Annotated in this window: 22 protein-coding genes; 18 read left to right on the forward strand and 4 right to left on the reverse strand. The window is 72.8% G+C overall.

From position 1 onward, the window contains the following. Positions 1-13 precede the first annotated feature (13 nt). The 6 genes from priA to ACZ4MH_RS20940 are packed head-to-tail and all read left to right on the forward strand — an operon-like array spanning position 14 to position 3,092. Positions 14-736, forward strand: a complete 723-nt coding sequence (priA, locus tag ACZ4MH_RS20915) for a bifunctional 1-(5-phosphoribosyl)-5-((5-phosphoribosylamino)methylideneamino)imidazole-4-carboxamide isomerase/phosphoribosylanthranilate isomerase PriA (protein ID WP_351598164.1) — start codon at positions 14-16, stop codon at positions 734-736. 15 nt (positions 737-751) lie between these two features. Continuing rightward, the gene (locus tag ACZ4MH_RS20920) at positions 752-1,150 is read left to right on the forward strand and encodes a Rid family hydrolase (RefSeq protein ID WP_351598161.1); all 399 of its coding nucleotides are present in this window, start codon (positions 752-754) and stop codon (positions 1,148-1,150) included. Beyond that, the gene (hisF, locus tag ACZ4MH_RS20925; RefSeq protein WP_351598158.1) at positions 1,147-1,902 is read left to right on the forward strand and encodes an imidazole glycerol phosphate synthase subunit HisF; all 756 of its coding nucleotides are present in this window, start codon (positions 1,147-1,149) and stop codon (positions 1,900-1,902) included. Before ACZ4MH_RS20920 ends, hisF begins: the two co-directional genes overlap by 4 nt. A gap of 50 nt (positions 1,903-1,952) precedes the next feature. Next, positions 1,953-2,222 carry a hypothetical protein gene (locus ACZ4MH_RS20930; RefSeq protein ID WP_351598155.1) on the forward strand — a complete coding sequence of 90 codons (270 nt, stop codon included), beginning with the start codon at positions 1,953-1,955 and terminating at the stop codon, positions 2,220-2,222. Continuing rightward, positions 2,215-2,505, forward strand: coding sequence for an SH3-like domain-containing protein (locus ACZ4MH_RS20935; RefSeq protein WP_351598152.1), 291 nt, complete (start codon positions 2,215-2,217; stop codon positions 2,503-2,505). Before ACZ4MH_RS20930 ends, ACZ4MH_RS20935 begins: the two co-directional genes overlap by 8 nt. Then, positions 2,502-3,092 (forward strand): nitrile hydratase subunit alpha, encoded by a 591-nt coding sequence (locus ACZ4MH_RS20940; protein WP_351598149.1) that lies wholly within the window; start codon positions 2,502-2,504, stop codon positions 3,090-3,092. The genes ACZ4MH_RS20935 and ACZ4MH_RS20940 overlap by 4 nt, the downstream gene beginning before the upstream one ends. Positions 3,093-3,223: 131 nt before the next feature. Here the strand turns inward: ACZ4MH_RS20940 and ACZ4MH_RS20945 are convergent, their stop codons facing one another. From ACZ4MH_RS20945 to ACZ4MH_RS20955, 3 genes are read right to left on the reverse strand one after another with little or no spacing between them, the layout of a single operon-like run. Continuing rightward, positions 3,224-3,964, reverse strand: coding sequence for a succinate dehydrogenase/fumarate reductase iron-sulfur subunit (locus ACZ4MH_RS20945; protein WP_351598146.1), 741 nt, complete (start codon positions 3,962-3,964; stop codon positions 3,224-3,226). Beyond that, entirely contained in the window at positions 3,961-5,907 is a 1,947-nt protein-coding gene (locus tag ACZ4MH_RS20950) for a fumarate reductase/succinate dehydrogenase flavoprotein subunit (RefSeq protein ID WP_351598143.1), read from the reverse strand. The genes ACZ4MH_RS20945 and ACZ4MH_RS20950 overlap by 4 nt, the downstream gene beginning before the upstream one ends. Before the next feature lies 1 nt (position 5,908). After that, the gene (locus ACZ4MH_RS20955; protein ID WP_351598140.1) at positions 5,909-6,616 is read right to left on the reverse strand and encodes a succinate dehydrogenase; all 708 of its coding nucleotides are present in this window, start codon (positions 6,614-6,616) and stop codon (positions 5,909-5,911) included. A gap of 94 nt (positions 6,617-6,710) precedes the next feature. On the opposite strand from ACZ4MH_RS20955, the gene ACZ4MH_RS20960 reads away from it, so the two are divergent. The 6 genes from ACZ4MH_RS20960 to ACZ4MH_RS20985 all read left to right on the forward strand — a co-directional run bounded on the left by ACZ4MH_RS20960 (position 6,711) and on the right by ACZ4MH_RS20985 (position 12,536). Beyond that, positions 6,711-7,610 carry a LysR family transcriptional regulator gene (locus tag ACZ4MH_RS20960; protein WP_351598137.1) on the forward strand — a complete coding sequence of 300 codons (900 nt, stop codon included), beginning with the start codon at positions 6,711-6,713 and terminating at the stop codon, positions 7,608-7,610. Between the two features lie 265 nt (positions 7,611-7,875). Then, entirely contained in the window at positions 7,876-8,442 is a 567-nt protein-coding gene (locus ACZ4MH_RS20965; RefSeq protein WP_351598134.1) for a phosphoribosyltransferase family protein, read from the forward strand. A gap of 102 nt (positions 8,443-8,544) precedes the next feature. Next, the gene (locus tag ACZ4MH_RS20970) at positions 8,545-9,558 is read left to right on the forward strand and encodes a cysteine synthase family protein (RefSeq protein ID WP_351598131.1); all 1,014 of its coding nucleotides are present in this window, start codon (positions 8,545-8,547) and stop codon (positions 9,556-9,558) included. A gap of 5 nt (positions 9,559-9,563) precedes the next feature. Then, positions 9,564-10,340, forward strand: coding sequence for a YggS family pyridoxal phosphate-dependent enzyme (locus ACZ4MH_RS20975; RefSeq protein WP_351598128.1), 777 nt, complete (start codon positions 9,564-9,566; stop codon positions 10,338-10,340). Between the two features lie 8 nt (positions 10,341-10,348). Next, complete coding sequence (locus ACZ4MH_RS20980) at positions 10,349-11,287, forward strand: EamA family transporter (RefSeq protein ID WP_351598126.1); 939 nt, start codon at positions 10,349-10,351, stop codon at positions 11,285-11,287. Next, positions 11,268-12,536: an ATP-grasp domain-containing protein gene (locus tag ACZ4MH_RS20985; RefSeq protein WP_351598123.1), complete on the forward strand. Its 1,269-nt coding sequence runs from the start codon at positions 11,268-11,270 to the stop codon at positions 12,534-12,536. Before ACZ4MH_RS20980 ends, ACZ4MH_RS20985 begins: the two co-directional genes overlap by 20 nt. A gap of 27 nt (positions 12,537-12,563) precedes the next feature. Here the strand turns inward: ACZ4MH_RS20985 and ACZ4MH_RS20990 are convergent, their stop codons facing one another. Then, complete coding sequence (locus ACZ4MH_RS20990; protein WP_351598120.1) at positions 12,564-13,196, reverse strand: TIGR03085 family metal-binding protein; 633 nt, start codon at positions 13,194-13,196, stop codon at positions 12,564-12,566. Positions 13,197-13,407: 211 nt separating this feature from the next. On the opposite strand from ACZ4MH_RS20990, the gene hisI reads away from it, so the two are divergent. The 6 genes from hisI to trpC all read left to right on the forward strand — a co-directional run bounded on the left by hisI (position 13,408) and on the right by trpC (position 18,033). After that, entirely contained in the window at positions 13,408-13,797 is a 390-nt protein-coding gene (gene hisI / locus ACZ4MH_RS20995; RefSeq protein ID WP_467754638.1) for a phosphoribosyl-AMP cyclohydrolase, read from the forward strand. A gap of 88 nt (positions 13,798-13,885) precedes the next feature. Then, positions 13,886-15,409, forward strand: a complete 1,524-nt coding sequence (locus ACZ4MH_RS21000; RefSeq protein ID WP_351598114.1) for an anthranilate synthase component I — start codon at positions 13,886-13,888, stop codon at positions 15,407-15,409. A 43-nt stretch (positions 15,410-15,452) separates the two neighbouring features. Then, the gene (locus tag ACZ4MH_RS21005; protein ID WP_351598111.1) at positions 15,453-16,091 is read left to right on the forward strand and encodes a TIGR02234 family membrane protein; all 639 of its coding nucleotides are present in this window, start codon (positions 15,453-15,455) and stop codon (positions 16,089-16,091) included. 120 nt (positions 16,092-16,211) lie between these two features. Further along, on the forward strand, positions 16,212-16,448 hold the full coding sequence (locus ACZ4MH_RS21010; protein WP_351598108.1) for an HGxxPAAW family protein: 237 nt from the start codon (positions 16,212-16,214) through the stop codon (positions 16,446-16,448). Positions 16,449-16,589: 141 nt separating this feature from the next. Next, positions 16,590-17,036: a DUF2752 domain-containing protein gene (locus ACZ4MH_RS21015; protein ID WP_467754629.1), complete on the forward strand. Its 447-nt coding sequence runs from the start codon at positions 16,590-16,592 to the stop codon at positions 17,034-17,036. Positions 17,037-17,223: 187 nt separating this feature from the next. Next, on the forward strand, positions 17,224-18,033 hold the full coding sequence (trpC, locus tag ACZ4MH_RS21020) for an indole-3-glycerol phosphate synthase TrpC (RefSeq protein WP_030256369.1): 810 nt from the start codon (positions 17,224-17,226) through the stop codon (positions 18,031-18,033). The last annotated feature ends 1 nt before the right edge of the window (position 18,034 follow it).

Raw genomic sequence — 18,034 nt, forward strand, 5'->3', positions numbered from 1 at the left:
TTCTGTGAGTGCTGTGAACAAGCTCGAACTGCTGCCCGCCGTCGACGTCCGTGACGGCCAGGCCGTCCGCCTCGTGCACGGCGAGTCCGGCTCCGAGACCTCCTACGGCGACCCGCTGCAGGCCGCGCTGGCCTGGCAGCAGTCGGGCGCCGAGTGGCTGCACCTGGTCGACCTGGACGCCGCCTTCGGCACCGGCGACAACCGCGCGCAGATCGCCGAGGTCGCCCGCTCCATGGACATCAAGGTCGAGCTGTCCGGCGGCATCCGCGACGACGACTCGCTGGCCGCGGCGCTGGCCACCGGCTGCACGCGCGTCAACATCGGCACCGCGGCCCTGGAGAACCCCGAGTGGGTCGCCAAGATCATCGCCGAGCACGGCGACAAGATCGCGGTGGGCCTGGACGTGCGCGGCACGACGCTGCGCGGCCGCGGCTGGACCCGCGACGGCGGCGACCTGTACGAGACGCTGACCCGGCTGGACGCCGAGGGCTGCGCCCGGTACGTCGTCACCGACATCAACAAGGACGGCACGCTGCAGGGCCCCAACCTGGAGCTGCTGAAGAACGTCTGCGCCGCGACCGACCGGCCCGTCGTCGCCTCCGGCGGCGTCTCCTCCCTCGACGACCTGCGCGCCATCGCGACGCTGGTGCCCGAGGGAGTGGAGGGCGCGATCGTCGGCAAGGCCCTGTACGCCAAGGCGTTCACCCTGGAAGAGGCCCTGGAGGCCACCCGCTAGCAGGGAGACGGACCGATGACCGACGTACGGCGCGTGCCTGGTGAAGGACCCTATGAAGAGGCGTTCGGGGCGGCGCGCGCCGTCGCGGCCGGTGACCGTGTCTTCGTCTCGGGCACGACGCCGTTCGACGGCACGGTCCTGTACGGCGAGGGCGATCCGTACGAGCAGACGCGGGTCGCCTTCCACCGGGCGATCGACGCCCTCGCCAAGTTCGGCCTCGACGCCGACGCGGTCGTCCGCACCCGCGTCTACCTCGCCCACACCCGCGACATCGACGAGGCGGGGCGGGCCCACCAGGAGCTCTTCGGCGCGGTCCGCCCCGCCACGACCGTCGTCGTGGTCACGGGCTTCGTCGACCCGCGCATCCTGGTCCAAGTAGAACTAGAAGCTTTCAGAGAGGTGCCGAGCACATGACGCTGGCGGTCCGAGTCATCCCCTGCCTGGACGTCGACAACGGCCGGGTCGTCAAGGGCGTGAACTTCCAGAACCTCCGCGACGCCGGCGACCCCGTCGAGATGGCCAAGATCTACGGCGACGAGGGCGCCGACGAGCTGACCTTCCTCGACATCACCGCCTCCTCCGGCAACCGCGAGACCACCTACGACGTGGTCCGCCGCACCGCCGAGCAGGTCTTCATCCCGCTCACCGTCGGCGGCGGCGTCCGCACCCCCGAGGACGTCGACAAGCTGCTGCGCGCGGGCGCCGACAAGGTCGGCGTCAACACCGCCGCGATCGCCCGCCCCGAGCTGATCCGCGAGATCGCCGAACGCTTCGGCCGCCAGGTCCTGGTCCTCTCGGTCGACGCGCGCCGTACGGAATCCGGGTCCTTCGAGGTCACCACCCACGGCGGCCGCCGCGGCACCGGCATCGACGCCGTCGAGTGGGCCCACCGCGCCGCCGAGCTCGGCGCCGGCGAGATCCTGCTGAACTCCATGGACGCCGACGGCACCAAGGACGGCTACGACACCGAGATGATCGCCGCCGTCCGCAAGCACGTCACCATCCCGGTCATCGCCTCCGGCGGCGCCGGCAAGCTCGCCGACTTCCCCCCGGCCGTCGACGCCGGCGCCGACGCCGTCCTCGCCGCCTCCGTCTTCCACTTCGGCGACCTGCGCATCGCCGAGGTCAAGAACGCCCTCAGGGAAACGGGCCACCCGGTCCGCTGACGCGGCCGAATCTCCTGGTCGGCCGCCCCTCGCCGCCGTAGGCTCGGCGCATGAGTCGAGTCAACGACGTGGGCGGGCAGACCGGGTTCGGCGCATTGCGGATCGAGGCGGAGGAGCCGGCCTTCCACGCGGACTGGGAGGCGCGGGTGTACGCGCTGAACATGGCGCTGGTACGCGGCGGGGTCTACACGCTGGACGAGTTCCGGGACGCCGTGGAGCGGATGGCGCCCGCCGAGTATCTGGCCGCTTCGTACTACGAGCGGTGGCTGCACGCCATCGAGACGCTGGTCGCCGAGCGGAAGGTGCTCGGCGATGAGTGACTTCGCCGTGGGCCAGCCGGTGCGCGTGCGGTCCGTCGACCCCGAGGGGCACACGCGGGCGCCGCGGTACGTGCGCGGGCACACCGGGCGGGTCGTGGAGGCGCAGGGCCGCTGGCCGCTCGCCGACGAGCGCGCCGCCGGAGTCGCCGAGCCGCGCGTGGAGACCGTCTACACCGTCGCCTTCCCGGCCCGGGAGCTGTGGGGCGCCGGCACGCACGAGGTCACGGTGGACCTCTGGGAGTCGTACCTGGAGCAGGCAGAGGCAGCGGAGGAGCGGGCGTGAGCGGCGAACATGCGAGCAGCACGGTGGCGGTGCGGGTGCGCCGCCTGGAGGAGCGGCTGGTCGAGGCCGGGGTGGTCGGCGACGACCAGCTCGACGCGATCCTGACCACGCTGCTGAACGGCGCTTCGCCGGTCAACGGCGCGCGGGTGGTGGCCCGCGCCTGGACGGACCCGGGCTTCAGGGAACGGCTGCTGGCGGACGCCAACACGGCGCTGCCGGAGGTCGGGCTGTCGATGGCCGGCGGCATTCAGGAACAGCGCCTGAAGGTCGTGGCGAATACCGAGACGGAGCACAACGTCCTCGTCTGCACGCTGTGTTCGTGCTACCCGATCGGGCTGCTGGGGCCGTCCCCGTCCTGGTACAAGAGCGAGGCGTACCGGTCGCGGGTGGTGCGCGATCCGCGGTCCGTCCTGGCGGAGTTCGGGCTCGCACTGCCCGAGGACGTCACGGTCACCGTCTGGGACTCCAGCGCGGAGAGCCGGTACATGGTGCTGCCGCGGCGGCCCGACGGCACGGAGGGCCTGGACGAGGAGGCGCTCGCCCGGCTCGTCACCAGGGAGGGTCTCATCGGGACCGCCGCGGTCTGAGCGGGGCGGGCCACCGCACGGCCCGCCCCGCGAGGATGGCGGGCGCCGCACGTGCCCGCCACCGCTTCGGGGCGCCGCGGCTGCGGAGCGTCGGTTGCCGCCGCGGCGCCGGTCTGTGTCACCTCACGCGGTCACGCCTTGCGTGCCGCGCGCACGAACTCGCGGTTCATCTTGGTGATGCTGAACAGCGGGATGCCCTTCGGGCAGGCCGTCGCGCACTCGCCGGTGTTCGTGCAGCCGCCGAAGCCCTCGTCGTCCATCTGCCCGACCATGTCCAGGACCCGGGACTCGCGCTCCGGGGCGCCCTGCGGCAGGGAGTTGAGGTGGACGACCTTGGCGGAGGTGAAGAGCATCGCCGAGCCGTTGGGGCAGGCCGCGACGCACGCGCCGCAGCCGATGCACTCCGCGTGCTCGAAGGCGGTGTCGGCGGCCGGCTTCGGCACCGGCGTGGCGTGCGCCTCGGGCGCGCTGCCCGTCGGGGCCGTGATGTAGCCACCGGAGCCGATGATCCGGTCGAAGGCCGTACGGTCCACGACCAGGTCCTTGACGACGGGGAACGCCGAGGCGCGCCACGGCTCGATGTCGATCGTGTCGCCGTCGTCGAAGTGCCGCATGTGCAGCTGACAGGTGGTGGTCCGCTCCGGGCCGTGCGCCTGGCCGTTGATGACCATGCCGCACGCGCCGCAGATCCCCTCCCGGCAGTCGTGGTCGAAGGCCACCGGCTCGTCGCCGCGCAGGATCAGCTCTTCGTTGAGCGTGTCGAGCATTTCGAGGAAGGACATCTCGGGGGAGATGTCCCGCACGTCGTACTCGGTCATGCGGCCCGCGGAATCGGGGCCGGACTGGCGCCAGATGCGCAGGGTGAGGTTCACGCGTAGCTCCGCTGGGTGGGGTGGACGTACTCGAAGTCGAGCTGCTCCTTGTGCAGCACGGGCGCCTCGCCGGTACCGGTGAACTCCCAGGCCGCCGCGTAGGAGAACTCCTCGTCCCGGCGTTCGGCCTCGCCGCCCTCGCTCTGGCTCTCCTCGCGGAAGTGGCCGCCGCAGGACTCGCTGCGGTGCAGCGCGTCCAGGCACATCAGCTCGGCGAGTTCGAAGTAGTCGGCGATCCGGTTGGCCTTCTCCAGCGACTGGTTGAGGTCCTGGCCGGAGCCCGGGACCTTGATGCGGCGCCAGAACTCCTCTCGGAGGGACGGGATGCGGTCCAGTGCCTTGCGCAGGCCGGTCTCCGTGCGGGCCATGCCGCACTCCTCCCACAGCAGCTCGCCCAGCTCCCGGTGGAAGGAGTCCGGGGTGCGGTCGCCGTTGTTGGAGAGGAGGCGGTAGAGGCGGTCGGTGACGGAGGTGACGGCCTCGGTGACGGCCGGGTGGTCGGCGGGGACTTCCTCGTGCGGGTGCCGGGCGAGGTAGTCGTTGATGGTGGCGGGGAGGACGAAGTAGCCGTCGGACAGGCCCTGCATGAGGGCCGAGGCGCCGAGGCGGTTCGCGCCGTGGTCGGAGAAGTTGGCCTCGCCGATGGCGAAGAGCCCGGGCACGGTGGTCTGCAGGTCGTAGTCGACCCAGAGGCCGCCCATCGTGTAGTGGATGGCCGGGTAGATGCGCATGGGCGTGGTGTACGGGTCCTCCGCCGTGATGCGCGCGTACATGTCGAAGAGGTTGCCGTACTTCTCCTCGACCGCCTTCCTGCCCAGCCGGGCGATGGCGTCCGCGAAGTCCAGGTAGACGCCCTGGCCGCCGGGGCCGACGCCGCGGCCCTCGTCGCAGACGTTCTTCGCGGCGCGGGAGGCGATGTCGCGGGGGACGAGGTTGCCGAAGGCGGGGTAGATGCGCTCCAGGTAGTAGTCGCGCTCGTCCTCGGGGATCTCGGCCGGCGGGCGGGTGTCGCCCTTGGCCTTGGGCACCCAGATGCGGCCGTCGTTGCGCAGCGACTCGCTCATCAGCGTCAGCTTGGACTGGTGGTCGCCGGAGCGCGGGATGCACGTGGGGTGGATCTGGGTGAAGCAGGGGTTGGCGAAGTACGCGCCGCGCCGGTGCGCCCGCCAGATCGCGGTGGCGTTGGAGTTCTTGGCGTTGGTGGAGAGGTAGAAGACGTTGCCGTAGCCGCCGCTCGCCAGCACCACCGCGTCCGCGAAGTAGGTGTCGATGCGGCCGGTGAGCAGGTCGCGGGCCACGATGCCGCGGGCCCGGCCGTCGACGACGATCAGGTCGAGCATCTCGGTACGCGGGTGCATCTCGACCGTGCCGGCCGCGATCTGCCTGCTCAGCGCCTGGTATGCGCCGAGCAGCAGCTGCTGGCCCGTCTGGCCGCGGGCGTAGAACGTACGGGAGACCTGGACGCCGCCGAAGGAGCGGGTGTCGAGCAGGCCGCCGTACTCGCGGGCGAAGGGCACGCCCTGGGCCACGCACTGGTCGATGATCTCGACCGAGATCTGGGCGAGCCGGTGCACGTTGGACTCGCGCGCCCGGAAGTCGCCGCCCTTGACCGTGTCGTAGAAGAGGCGGTGGACGGAGTCGCCGTCGTTGCGGTAGTTCTTCGCCGCGTTGATGCCGCCCTGCGCGGCGATGGAGTGGGCCCGGCGCGGCGAGTCCTGGTAGCAGAACTGCACGACGTGGTAGCCCTGTTCGGCCAGGGTGGCGCCGGCCGCGCCGCCGGCCAGCCCGGTGCCGACGACGATGACGGTGTGCTTGCGCCGGTTGGCGGGGTTGACCAGCTTCGCTTCGAAGCGGCGGCGGTCCCAGCGCTCGTTGATCGGGCCGTCCGGGGCCTTGGTGTCGGCGACGGGCTCGCCGGTCCGGTACTCGGTGTAGGTGCTCACGTCAGCTCACTGCTCCGGTCATCACGGATACGGGGACGGCGACGAAACCGACGGTCAGGACGAGCGCGAGGACGTTCGCCACGGCCTTGAGGACCCGGTCGCGCCCTGGCCGGTTGGCGCCGAGGGTCTGGGCCGCGCTCCAGAAGCCGTGCCGGATGTGCAGGCCGAGCGCGAGCATCGCGACGATGTAGATGACGTTGCCGTACCAGGTGGAGAAGGTGGCGACGACGTTGGCGTACGGGTGGCCGGGGGAGGCCTCGGGGTTCACCGTCAGGGTCGTCAGGTCCAGGATGTGCCAGACGATGAAGAGGCCGAGGATGATCCCGCCCCAGCGCATGGTGCGGGTGGCGTAGCTGGCGCGCTTCTTCTTGTGCACGTACTTCTGCGGGCGCGCGGCGATGTCGCGGCGGCTGAGCTGGTACGCGGCGACCGCGTGCACGACCACGGCGGCCAGCAGCACGACCCGGGCGATCCACAGGAACCACTCGTGGTGCAGGAAGGGCTCGCCGATGGTGCGCAGCCAGTGGGCATAACCGTCGAACTCGGCGGCTCCGAAGAAGATCTTGAGGTTGCCCAGCATGTGGGCGACCAAGTACAGCAGCATCACGATGCCGCTGACGGCCATCGCCGTCTTCTTGCCGACGGTCGAGTGCCACAGGATGCCCGCGTAGGAGGACGGCCGTCGGTCCGTCCGGGTGTCCACTGCCATGGGCACGACGGTAGGGACGCGATAAGCCATCAGTCCAAGACATGGTGCGGCTCATCTCCATAGCTGCTGCCTATCGAGCCACTATCCTGGCCGCATGCAGCTGCAGCAGCTCCGCTATTTCGCGGCCGTCGCCGACACCCGGCACTTCACCCGCGCGGCCGAGCAGGAACACGTCGCACAGCCCTCGCTCTCCCAGCAGATCCGGTCCCTGGAGCGGGAGTTGGGCGCCGAGCTGTTCCACCGGGCGCGCGGCCACATCACGCTCACCGACGCGGGCGAGACGCTGCTGCCGTTCGCGCGCCGCATCCTCGCCGACGCCGACACCGCCCGCCGCGAGGTCCAGGAGGTCGCCGGGCTGCGCCGCGGCCGGCTGCGGCTCGGCGCCCCGCCCAGCCTGTGCGCCTCCGTCGTCCCCGACGTGCTCCGCGCCTTCCACGACCGCTACCCGGGCGTCGACCTCCAGGTGCACGAGAGCGGCTCGCAGGACCTGGTGCGGGTACTGGCCGCCGGCGAGCTGGACCTCGCCCTCGTCATCACCCCGCTGCCCGTGCAGGCCCCCGCACTGACCACCGCCGAGCTGCTGCGCGAGGAGCTGGTCGTGGTCTCCGCGCCGGACGCGCCGCCGCCCGTGCGCCGCAAGTACCTCCGCGTCGACGATCTGCGCGACCATCCGCTGGTGATGTTCCGGCGCGGCTACGACCTGCGGGAATTCACGGTGGCCGCGTGCCGCGCGGCCGGCTTCGAGCCGGTCTTCACCGTCGAGGGCGGCGAGATGGACGCGGTGCTCGGCTTCGTGCGGGCGGGGCTCGGCAGCGCCGTCGTGCCCAGCATGGTCGCCGAGCGGGCCGGGCTGCGCTCCACCCCGTTCGCCGCGCCGGGCCTGCACCGCAACATCTCCGTCGCGCACCGCGCCGACGTCTCGCCGCCCCGCGCGGCCCGCGAGCTGCAGCGCATTCTCGTACGCCACCTGGCACCCGGGACGGCGGACGGCTGAACCCGCCCCGGCGTGCCCACCAGTACGGGAGCGGTTTTTGGCCAGTACGACGTGATATTGCCGTACGGCCGAAGGGGCGGCCCTGCCTGGTGACGGGAGGCCGCGCGGCGCGTGCGGAATATCCGCGCGGCGCGCGACCGGCGGTTTCCACGCACAATGCGGGCACGCCATTGCCCGCCGGCCGGGCGCCGCGGTACCAATGCCTCACTTGCCGTCCGGCAGCACGCGGCCGGCAATCGGGGGAATCAACGGGGGAGAACATCGCATGCTGCTCGAAGAGGTCTACGCGGGCGCGCCCACCGTAAAGTCGGGGCGCCATCTGACCACCGTGAACGAATTCACGGACCAATCGCCCGCGCTGCGCCCGGAAGTCCTCGCGGAAGCCGCGGGGCGGATGCTCGCGCTCGGCGACTTCGACGCCGACAAGATTCTTGTCGAGGAGGACAAGGGCGCCTTTCTCGGCGGGGCGCTCTCGCTCGCCGCGGGGCTGCCGCTCGCGGTCGCCCGCTGGTACACCTACGACCTCGGCGACCGGTCCGTCCCGGTGCCCATCGACAGCGAGTACTTCCAGGGGACGCTCTACGTCAACGGCATCGAGCCGGGCGACCGGCTGACGATCGTGGACGACACGATCAGCACCGGCGGCACCCTGATCGCCCTGATCGAGGCCGTGCAGGCGGCCGGCGCCCGGGTCGGCGAGGTCGTCGTGGCCGTGGAGAAGCCCGAGAACGGCGGCCGGGAAAAGGTCGCCGCGCGCTTCGGCATCACGGTCAAGTCCGTCATCCGGATCGCCGTCGACGAACGGACCGGGCGCGTCGTCGTCATGTCCTGACGACGGTCACGTCCTGATGACCGTCACGTCCTGGCGGGGTCCGGGCTTTTCTTCTTCACGTATTTCATCGAGCTGTCCAGTACGGGTTCGGGGGAACCGCACGTGAGTGCATCTGTGCACGGTGCCGAAATCGGGCACACGGAATTGTACGAACTACGCAGCACTGCCGAGCCGGGGGCCGCGCGGATATTCGCCAAGTGCGAGTTCCGCAATCCCACCGGAAGTCACAAGGACCGGGTCTTCACGTTCATGCTCGACGAGCTGGAACGGGCCGGCACGATCGCCCCGGGAATGACCCTGGTCGAATGCTCCACCGGAAACGGCGGCGCCGCGCTCTCCCGGGTCGGCCGGGACCGCGGCTACCGCGTCGTCATCGTCATGCCCGCCGGGATGACCGAGGAGCGCCGCAGGCAGATCGCCTCCTTCGGCGGCACCGTCATCGAGACCGACCCGGACGGCTTCCTCCTCGAAGGCGAGGAGACCGCCCGCCGGTACGTCGCCGCGCACCCCGGCAGCCACTACCTGGACCAGTCCGCCAACGAGCTGAACTGGCGCGCCTGGCGCTCCTGCGGCACCGAGATCGTCACCGCGCTCGACGCGCTGGGCCTGGTCCCCGACCGGTTCGTCTGCTCCATCGGCACCGGCGGCACCTTCACCGGCATCGCGGACGTCCTCAAGGCCGCCCACCCGGGGCTGCGCAGCACCGCCGTCGAGGTCGACCGCTCGGCCGCCCTGTACGCCAAGCGGCACGGCCTGCCCTTCACCCACCACACGCACAACCTGATGGGCCTCGGCCCCGGCAAGGTCCCCGCCAATCTGCGCGAGGAACTCGTCGACGAGGTCGAGCTGATCAGCGGGGACGACGGCTGGACGGCCATGAAGCAGCTGATCGAGCAGGAGGGCCTGTGCGTCGGGCCCACGGCGGGCGGCAACGTCTTCGCCGCGCGGCGGCTCGCCCGCACGCTGCCCCCGGACGCCGTCGTGATCACCGTGCTGTTCGACTCCGCCTGGAAGTACTTCAGCGTCTGGGACGGCCGGTACGCGCGGTACGCCACCGACGACGCGCCGCACGGGGCCGAGGACGACGCGCCGTACGCGGCCGAAGGGGCGGAGTGAACGCCATGACCGACGACCGCACCGCACCCGACCGCACCGCGCCCGACAGCGGCCTCCCGGACAGCCACCGACCCGACGCGGGACCTGCCCCGGACCCCGCCGCGCGCCTCGCCGTGCTCACCCGCCGCCTCGACGAGGCCTGCCGGCGCGCCGGCCGCGAGCCCGGCTCCGTGAAGCTCGTCGCGGTCAGCAAGTACCACCCGCGCGACCTCGTCGCCGCAGCGCTCGACGCGGGGCAGCGCGACTTCGCGGAGAGCCGGGTCCAGGAGGCCCGCGCCAAGTGGCCGCCGCTGCGCACCCGCCACCCGGACGCCCGGCTGCACCTCGTCGGCCCGCTGCAGACCAAGAAGGCCGCGGCGGCCGTCACCGGCTTCGACGTCCTGCACAGCGTGGACCGCCCGCGGCTGGCCGCGGCCCTCGCCGCCGCCATGGCCCGCACCGGGCGCAGGCCCGACTGCTTCGTCCAGGTCAACACCGCCGACGAGCCGCACAAGAGCGGCGTACCGCTGGAGGCCGCCGACGCCCTCCTCAAGGAGTGCCGGGACGTGTGCGGGCTGCCCGTCGTCGGCCTGATGTGCCTGCCGCCGTACGGCCGCGACCCGCGCCCGCACTTCCGGCTGCTCCGCTCGCTCGCCGCCGCGCACGGCCTGACCCAGCTCAGCATGGGCATGAGCGCCGACTTCGAGGCCGCGGTGGCGGAGGGCGCGACGCTGGTCCGGGTGGGCCGGGCGCTCTTCGGGCCCCGCCCGCGGCGCGCCGGCGGCCCGCCGGACGCGCGCTAGGGAGCGCCGTGGCCGCACTGTTCGTCTTCGCCCTGTTCTCCGCGCTGGTGGACGTGTTCGCCGCGCAGCGGCTCCAGCACCTCGACCCCGGCAGCGTCGCCGCGGTCGCCTTCACCCTCACCGGCGCCTTCTTCTGCGGCCTGACGCTGCTGCGGGTGCGCCCGGCCCGGCTCCTCGCCGTGGCCCGGGCGCACGCCGCCGACCTGCTCGTCCTCAACGTCACCACCGCGGTGACCTGGCTGTCCCTGCTCTACGCGCTCAAGCTCATGGAGCCGGCCGTCGCCAACGTCGTCTCGATCGCCATCGGCCCCGCCTGCACCGTGCTGCTCCAGTACCTGTGGTGGCGCGGGGACCGCGTGCTGCCCGGCGAACTCCTCGCCGCTCTCGGCATCGTGCTCGCCCTCGCCGGGCTGGTCTGGGCCTCCCTGGACGGCCGCAGCGGCGTCGGCGACCGGGCCGCCGGGATCATGGCGCTCGGCGTGTGCGCCGCGGTCGCCTCCGGCGCGGGCGGGGCGGCCAATGTCGTCTTCTCCGCCCGCCTGGGCGCCGCCGGGGTCGACGTCCCCACCGTCATGGGCCTGCGCTTCGGCCTGGTCACCGCGGCCGGCTGGCTGCTCGCCGGCACCGGGGACACCGCCCGGCTGGGCGCGGCGCTGCTGCCCGGCGCGGTGGTCGCCGTCATCGGCGTCGGCATACCGGCCGTCCTCGTGCAGATCGGCGTGCGCCGGGTGACCCCGGTGACCGCCGCCATGGTCTGCGCCCTCGCGCCCGCCCTGACCCTCCTCCTCCAACTCGCCGACGCGCGGCTGACGTTCTCGGTGCCCTCCGCCGTCGGCATTGCCGTCATCACCGTCCTCATCGGGCTCGGGCTGCTCGCCCGCCGGGGCGCGCCCCCGGCCGCCGCGGCCCAGGAAGGCAAGAAGATCCATGCACTGCCTGGTAGTTGACGCCTACTCCAGCGGCCGGTTCCTGCCCGCCGCGCTGGCCGCGCACGGCGTCACCACGGTCCACATCGACAGCGCGCCCGGCATCGCGGACCGCCTGCTGCGCACCCCCTTCCCGCACGAGGCGGTCGCCGACCGGTTCCTGTACCGGGGCGACCTGGACGCCCTGGTCACCGCAGTACGCCCGTATGCGGCAGCGCGTGTCCTGCCCGGCAACGAGACCGGCGTGGACCTCGCCGACGCCCTCTCCGCCCGGCTCGGCCTGCCCGGCAACGTCATCGACGCCCGCCGCGTGCGCCGCGACAAGTACGAGATGGCCGGGGCCGTGCGGGCACACGGGCTGCGCGCGCCCGACACGCTGCGCACCCACCGCTTCGACACCGCCCTGGCCTGGGCCCGCTCGCACGGCCGCTGGCCCGTGGTGGTCAAGCCCGCCGACAGCGCCGGCACCGACAACGTCTTCTTCTGCGCCGGTCCGGTGGAGCTGTGCACCGCATTCGACCACATCCTGCGCTCGGTGAACTTCACCGGTGCCCGCAATCGCACCGTCGTCGTCCAGGAACACCTGTCCGGCACCGAGTACTTCGCCAACACCGTCAGCGTGGCGGGCCGCCACCACATCGCCGAGATCTGGCGCTACCACAAGCGACCGGGCCGCGGCGGCGCCCCGGTCTACGACTACGAGGAGCCGGTGTCCGCGCGCGACCCGGCCACCGCCGCGCTTCGCCCGTACCTCCTCGGCGTCCTGGACGCCCTCGGCATCCGCAACGGACCGGCGCACTCCGAGATCATGCTCACCGACGAGGGACCGGTACTGATCGAGACCGGCGCCCGGCTCGCCGGCAGCATCCTGCCCGACGTGGTCAGCCGCTGCTTCGGCACCGACCACGTCGCGCTGACCGCGCTGGCCTGCGCCGACCCGGCCGCCTTCATGGCGCTCACGGACCGCCCGGCCCGGCCGCGCACCCCGCTGCGCTACGTCTCCCTGATCTCCCCGCGCGGTGGCCGGCTGGTCTCCCTGGCCCGCTTCGACGAGATCCGCGCGCTGCCCTCGTACGCGGGGCACCATCTCTCCGTCGCGGTCGGTGACCGCCTCGCGCCCACCGTCGACTCGCTCACCTCGCCCGGCGTCTGCTACCTCGTCCACCGCGACCCGCGGCAGATCGAGACGGACTACCGGCGGCTGCGCGCGCTGGAGGAGACGGGCCTGTACGAGACCGGGGCGGCCGGGCCGGACGCCCGCCCGGCCTGACCGCCCCGGTCCGAAATCCGGCCGGGGCTACAGCCCCAGCTTGGCCTCCTGCAGCCGTGCCACGGCCTCCTTGTCGCCGTCCAGCTCGACCTTGGCGGCGTTCTGCCGCCCGAACAGGAACAGCGTCAGCTCGCCCGGCTCGCCGGTGACCGTGACCACCGGCGTGCCGCGGTGCGCCACCGCGGTCTGCCCGTCCGGGCGCCGCACCACCACGCCCACCGGGGCCTTCCGCCCCAGCACCCGGGCCATCCGCTCGATGCGGGACCACAGGGCGTCGGCGAGGACGGCGCCCACCTCGCGCGGCGTCCAGTCCGGCGCGGCGCGCCGCACGTCCTCCGTGTGCACGAAGAACTCCACCGTGTTCGCCGCCTCGTCGATCTGCTTGAGGGAGTACGGCGACAGCCGCGGCGGCCCGGTCCTGATCAGCCGGATCAGCTCTTCGTACGGCTTGGCGGCGAACTCGGACTGCACCCGCTCCAGCCGGGACGCCAGCGGCTTGATCACCAGGCCGCCGGCCGCGTCCGCGCGCCGCTCGCGCACCACCACATGGGCGGCCAGGTCACGGGCGGTCCAGCCCTCGCACAGCGTCGGCGCGTCGGGCCCCGCGCTCTCCAACAGGTCGGCGAGAAGAAGTCGTTCACGCTTGGCATGGGTCGACATGGCCTCACCCTACGGCCGCCCCGCCGCCCGTGCCATGACGCCGCGCGGTCCCTTCCGCACCCCGCGTTCACCCGTGCACGAGGATCACCGTCATCACCAGGACGGCCGCCGCGAAGACCGCGCACACCACGATCGTGGCCACCTTGGCCACCCGGTCGTCGTCCGGGGGCGGGTACTGGTCGTTCATGTCCGCATGATGCCGCACGGCACAATGGAGGGCATGAGCAGCAGCCCCGCCACCCCGTCCCCCGCCGGCACCTCGCTGGATCCGGCCATCGCCGCCCGGCTCAAGCGCACCCCCGACGGCCTGGTCCCGGCCATCGCGCAGCAGTACGACACGGGCGAGGTGCTGATGCTCGGGTGGATGGACGACGAGGCGCTGCACCGCACGCTGACCACCGGGCGCTGCACGTACTGGAGCCGCAGCCGCCAGGAGTACTGGGTCAAGGGCGACACCTCCGGGCACTTCCAGCACGTGAAGTCCGTCGCGCTGGACTGCGACGCGGACACCGTGCTGGTCAAGGTCGACCAGGTCGGCGCGGCCTGCCACACCGGCGCGCGGACCTGCTTCGACGAGGATGTGCTGCTCGCCGGGGAGTGACCGGCCGGCGTCCGGAGGGCGGCCGGCCGGCGATCAGTACGCGGACACGCCCCGCCCACGTCACTGATCGCTACTAGGATCCGCTGGCATGACCACGGGAACCACCGGCACCGCGACTCCGGACCTCGACAACTTCCGCACCCTCGCGAAGGACCGCCGGGTCATCCCGGTCACCCGGCGGCTCCTCGCCGACGGCGACACCCCGGTGGGCCTGTACCGCAAGCTCGCGGCGGAGCGCCCCGGCACCTTCCTCCTGGAGTCCGCCGAGAACGGCCGCAGCTGGTCCCGGTACTCCTTCATCGGCGTCCGCAGCGCCGCGACCCTCACCGTGCGCGACGGGCAGGCCCACTGGCTCGGCACCCCGCCGGTCGGCGTGCCCACCGGCGGCGACCCGCTCGCCGCGCTGCGCGAGACCATCGAGACGCTGCACACCCCGCGCGACCTCATCGAGGGCCAGGGCCTGCCGCCCTTCACCGGCGGCATGGTCGGCTACCTCGGCTACGACATCGTCCGCCGCCTGGAGAAGATCGGCGACTCCACCGAGGACGAGCTGGGGCTCCCCGAGCTGACCATGCTGCTCACCTCGGACCTGGCCGTACTGGACCACTGGAACGGCACGGTCCTGCTGATCGCCAACGCGATCAACCACAACGACCTGGACACCGGGGTCGACGAGGCGTACGCGGACGCGGTGGCCCGGCTGGACACCATGGCGTACGACCTGAGCCGCCCGGCCCCCTCCAACGCCGCCGCGCTCCCGGCCTCCGAGCTGCCCGAGTACACCGCCAAGTGGGGCGGCGACTCCTTCAAGGCCGCGGTCGAGGACATCAAGGAGCGCATCCGGGCCGGCGAGGCGTTCCAGGTCGTCCCCTCCCAGCGCTTCGAGACCCCCTGCACGGCCTCCGCGCTGGACGTCTACCGGGTGCTGCGGGCCACGAACCCCAGCCCGTACATGTACCTCTTCCGCTTCGAGGGCGGCGTCGACGTGGTCGGCTCCAGCCCGGAGGCGCTGGTCAAGGTCGAGGACGGGCAGGCCATGGTGCACCCGATCGCCGGCACCCGGCCGCGCGGCGGCACCCCGCAGCTGGACCAGGCCCTCGCCGACGAGCTGATCTCCGACCCCAAGGAGCGCGCCGAGCACCTGATGCTCGTCGACCTGGGCCGCAACGACCTGGGCCGGGTCTGCGAGCCGGGCAGCGTCGAGGTCGTGGACTTCATGTCCATCGAGCGCTACAGCCACGTCATGCACATCGTGTCCACGGTCACCGGCAAGGTCGCCGAGGGCCGCACCGCCTTCGACGTACTGACCGCCTGCTTCCCCGCCGGCACGCTCTCCGGCGCCCCGAAGCCGCGCGCCCTGCAGATCATCGAGGAGCTGGAGCCCAGCCGGCGCGGCGTCTACGGGGGCTGCGTGGGCTACCTGGACTTCGCCGGCGACTCCGACACCGCGATCGCCATCCGCACCGCGCTGCTGCGCGACGGCACGGCGTACGTCCAGGCCGGCGCGGGCATCGTCGCCGACTCCGACCCCGACGCCGAGGACGCCGAATGCCGCAACAAGGCAGCGGCGGTACTGCGGGCCGTGCACACGGCGAACCACCTGAGTCACTGACCCGTACCGCGCGCCGTCGGGGACGTACGCGATAGTGGTACGTGTGAGTGCCGTACCCCCGCCCCGCACCGACGCCCCCGCCGCCGCAGGCGGCACCGCGCGCAAACCCCTCGCCCTAGCGCTCCTCCTGGGAGCGCTCGGCGCCGCACTGGCCCTGCTCGCCTCCGGCCGTACCTGGGCCACCGCCACCGCCGTGGTCGCCCAGGGCGAGCTGCCGCAGAAGGCGACGGGCCAGGACGTCACCGGCGTGCCGGGCGCGCTCGCCGTGGTCGGGCTCGCCGCGCTGGTCGCCGTCTTCGCCGTGCGCGGCGCCGGCCGCCTCGCGGTCTCCGCGCTGCTGGCGCTGAGCGGCGCCGGCATCGTCCTCGGCGCCGTCCTCGGCAACGCCGATACCTCCGCGCTGAAGGCCAAGGCCGCCACCGCCACCGGCATGAGCGGCGCCGGCGTGCAGCACGTCGCGCACACCGTCTGGCCGTGGGTGGCAGCGGGCGGCGGCGCGCTGCTGCTGATCGCCGGGCTGCTGGCGCTGGTGTACGGGCGGCGCTGGCCCGCGATGTCCGGGCGCTACGAGCGCGCGGGCAGCGGCCCCCGCGGCCCGCGCCGCGCCGCGAAGCAGCCGGACCTGGACCGCCCGGAGGAGATCTGGAAGTCGCTGGACCGGGGCGAGGACCCCACCGCCTAGCGGACGTCCCTTCACCGGTCCGCACGACCCGATGGCGGGCCCACCCCGTGCATCAGGGACAATGATTCCGAGCGAACGCCGCGCCCCGACCCCGGCGCGAGAAAGCAACGAGGAGCACTCATGTCGAGCAACGGCCACGGTCACGGACACACCCCGGCTGCCTGGACCGGCGTCATCATTTCGTTCATCGGCTTCTGTGTCGCGGGCGTCTTCACCCTGCTGGCCAACGTGCCCGGCTTCTGGGTCGGCATCGTCCTCATCCTGGCGGGCGCGGCCGTGGGCGGTCTGATGCACCTCGCGGGCATGGGCTCCGCACCGAAGCGCTCCAAGAACCAGCCGCAGGCGCAGCAGAGCTGACGCCGGTACGGGCCCTGGCCCGGTAGCTCGACGAAGGCGCGGTTTCCCAGCCGTTCCGCACGCCCCCGCGCATGGCGCGGAGTGGCCCGTGCGGCGGCCGGGAAGCTGCGCCTTCGCGCGCAGGGGGGAACAATCGGAACCGTGACGGAACCCGTGGTCCCGACGAACCCGCCACCGGCCGCAGGCGCCGGCGCGGCGCGCCGCCTCGCGGCCCCGCTGGGCGCCCTGGCGGCGGTCCTGGCGGCCTTCGCGTACGTGGGCGCCGTCGACCCCAACGAGGCGGGGCACTATCCCGTCTGCCCGCTGCTGCGGTTCACCGGCCTGTACTGCCCGGCGTGCGGCGGCCTCCGCAGCGCCCACGCGGTGGTCCACGGCGACCTGGGCGCGGCGCTGGGCGCCAACGCCCTGGCGGTGCTCGGCTACGCCGCGTTCGCGGTGTTCTGGGGGGTCTGGCTGGTGCGGGCCGGCCGCGGGCTGCCGACCGCCGGGCCGCGGCCCAAACCCGTTCACTGGTGGCTCGTAGGCGCCGCTGTGCTGCTCTTCACAGTGGTACGCAACCTGCCCGCCGGATCGGCCCTCGCCCCATGATCCGCGCCGATTCCGCGTCCTCCGGGGAGCGCTCGCGCGGCCGGTACCTGTCCATGTTGTGGGACCGGCGACAGGCGGATGCGGGGCTACCGCCCCTGGCCGGATACCATCGGACTGCCTGCTGGGAGCGCACCGCGCCTCCGAAGGCGCCAGACATCCTCCACCGCTCAAGAAGGAGGCCGCTCGCGTGAGTGTGCTCGACGAGATCATCGACGGAGTCCGCGCCGACCTCGCCGAGCGGCAGGCGCGCGTCAGCCTCGACGAGCTGAAGGAGCGGGCACAGAAGGCCGCCCCCGCCAAGGACGGCGTGGCGGCCCTCAAGGGCGACAGCGTGCGGGTGATCTGCGAGGTCAAGCGCTCCAGCCCGTCCAAGGGCGCGCTGGCCGCCATCGCCGACCCGGCCGGGCTCGCCGCCGACTACGAAGCGGGCGGCGCGGCCGTCATCTCCGTCCTCACCGAGCAGCGCCGCTTCGGCGGCTCGCTGGCCGACCTGGAGGCCGTCCGGGCCAAGGTCGACATCCCGATCCTGCGCAAGGACTTCATCGTCAGCGCGTACCAGCTGTGGGAGGCCCGTGCGTACGGCGCCGACCTGGCGCTGCTGATCGTGGCCGCGCTGGAGCAGGAGGCGCTGGTCTCGCTCATCGAGCGGGCCGAGTCGATCGGGCTGACCCCGCTGGTCGAGGCGCACGACGAGGAAGAGGTCGAGCGCGCGGTGGCCGCCGGGGCGAAGATCATCGGTGTGAACACCCGCGACCTGAAGACCCTCAAGGTCGACCGCGGCAACTTCGGCCGGGTGGCCCCCGAGATCCCCGACCACATCGTCAAGATCGCCGAGTCGGGCGTCCGCGGGCCGCACGACCTCATCGCGTACGCCAACGAGGGCGCGGACGCCGTCCTCGTCGGCGAGTCGCTGGTCACCGGCAAGGACCCGAAGACGGCCGTCGCCGACCTCGTCGCGGCCGGCTCCCACCCCGCCATCCGGCACGGACGGGACTGAC

This window comes from Streptomyces sp. NPDC026301 (assembly GCF_055567935.1).

Coding starts and splice junctions, on each gene's coding strand:
- ACZ4MH_RS20920 (WP_351598161.1), top strand. CDS start 752: ATGACCGACGTACGGCGCGTGCCTGGTGAAGGACCCTATGAAGAGGCG.
- hisF (WP_351598158.1), top strand. CDS start 1,147: ATGACGCTGGCGGTCCGAGTCATCCCCTGCCTGGACGTCGACAACGGC.
- ACZ4MH_RS20930 (WP_351598155.1), top strand. CDS start 1,953: ATGAGTCGAGTCAACGACGTGGGCGGGCAGACCGGGTTCGGCGCATTG.
- ACZ4MH_RS20935 (WP_351598152.1), top strand. CDS start 2,215: ATGAGTGACTTCGCCGTGGGCCAGCCGGTGCGCGTGCGGTCCGTCGAC.
- ACZ4MH_RS20955 (WP_351598140.1), bottom strand. CDS start 6,616: ATGGCAGTGGACACCCGGACGGACCGACGGCCGTCCTCCTACGCGGGC.
- ACZ4MH_RS20960 (WP_351598137.1), top strand. CDS start 6,711: ATGCAGCTGCAGCAGCTCCGCTATTTCGCGGCCGTCGCCGACACCCGG.
- ACZ4MH_RS20965 (WP_351598134.1), top strand. CDS start 7,876: ATGCTGCTCGAAGAGGTCTACGCGGGCGCGCCCACCGTAAAGTCGGGG.
- ACZ4MH_RS20975 (WP_351598128.1), top strand. CDS start 9,564: ATGACCGACGACCGCACCGCACCCGACCGCACCGCGCCCGACAGCGGC.
- ACZ4MH_RS20985 (WP_351598123.1), top strand. CDS start 11,268: ATGCACTGCCTGGTAGTTGACGCCTACTCCAGCGGCCGGTTCCTGCCC.
- ACZ4MH_RS20990 (WP_351598120.1), bottom strand. CDS start 13,196: ATGTCGACCCATGCCAAGCGTGAACGACTTCTTCTCGCCGACCTGTTG.
- hisI (WP_467754638.1), top strand. CDS start 13,408: ATGGAGGGCATGAGCAGCAGCCCCGCCACCCCGTCCCCCGCCGGCACC.
- ACZ4MH_RS21000 (WP_351598114.1), top strand. CDS start 13,886: ATGACCACGGGAACCACCGGCACCGCGACTCCGGACCTCGACAACTTC.
- ACZ4MH_RS21010 (WP_351598108.1), top strand. CDS start 16,212: ATGTCGAGCAACGGCCACGGTCACGGACACACCCCGGCTGCCTGGACC.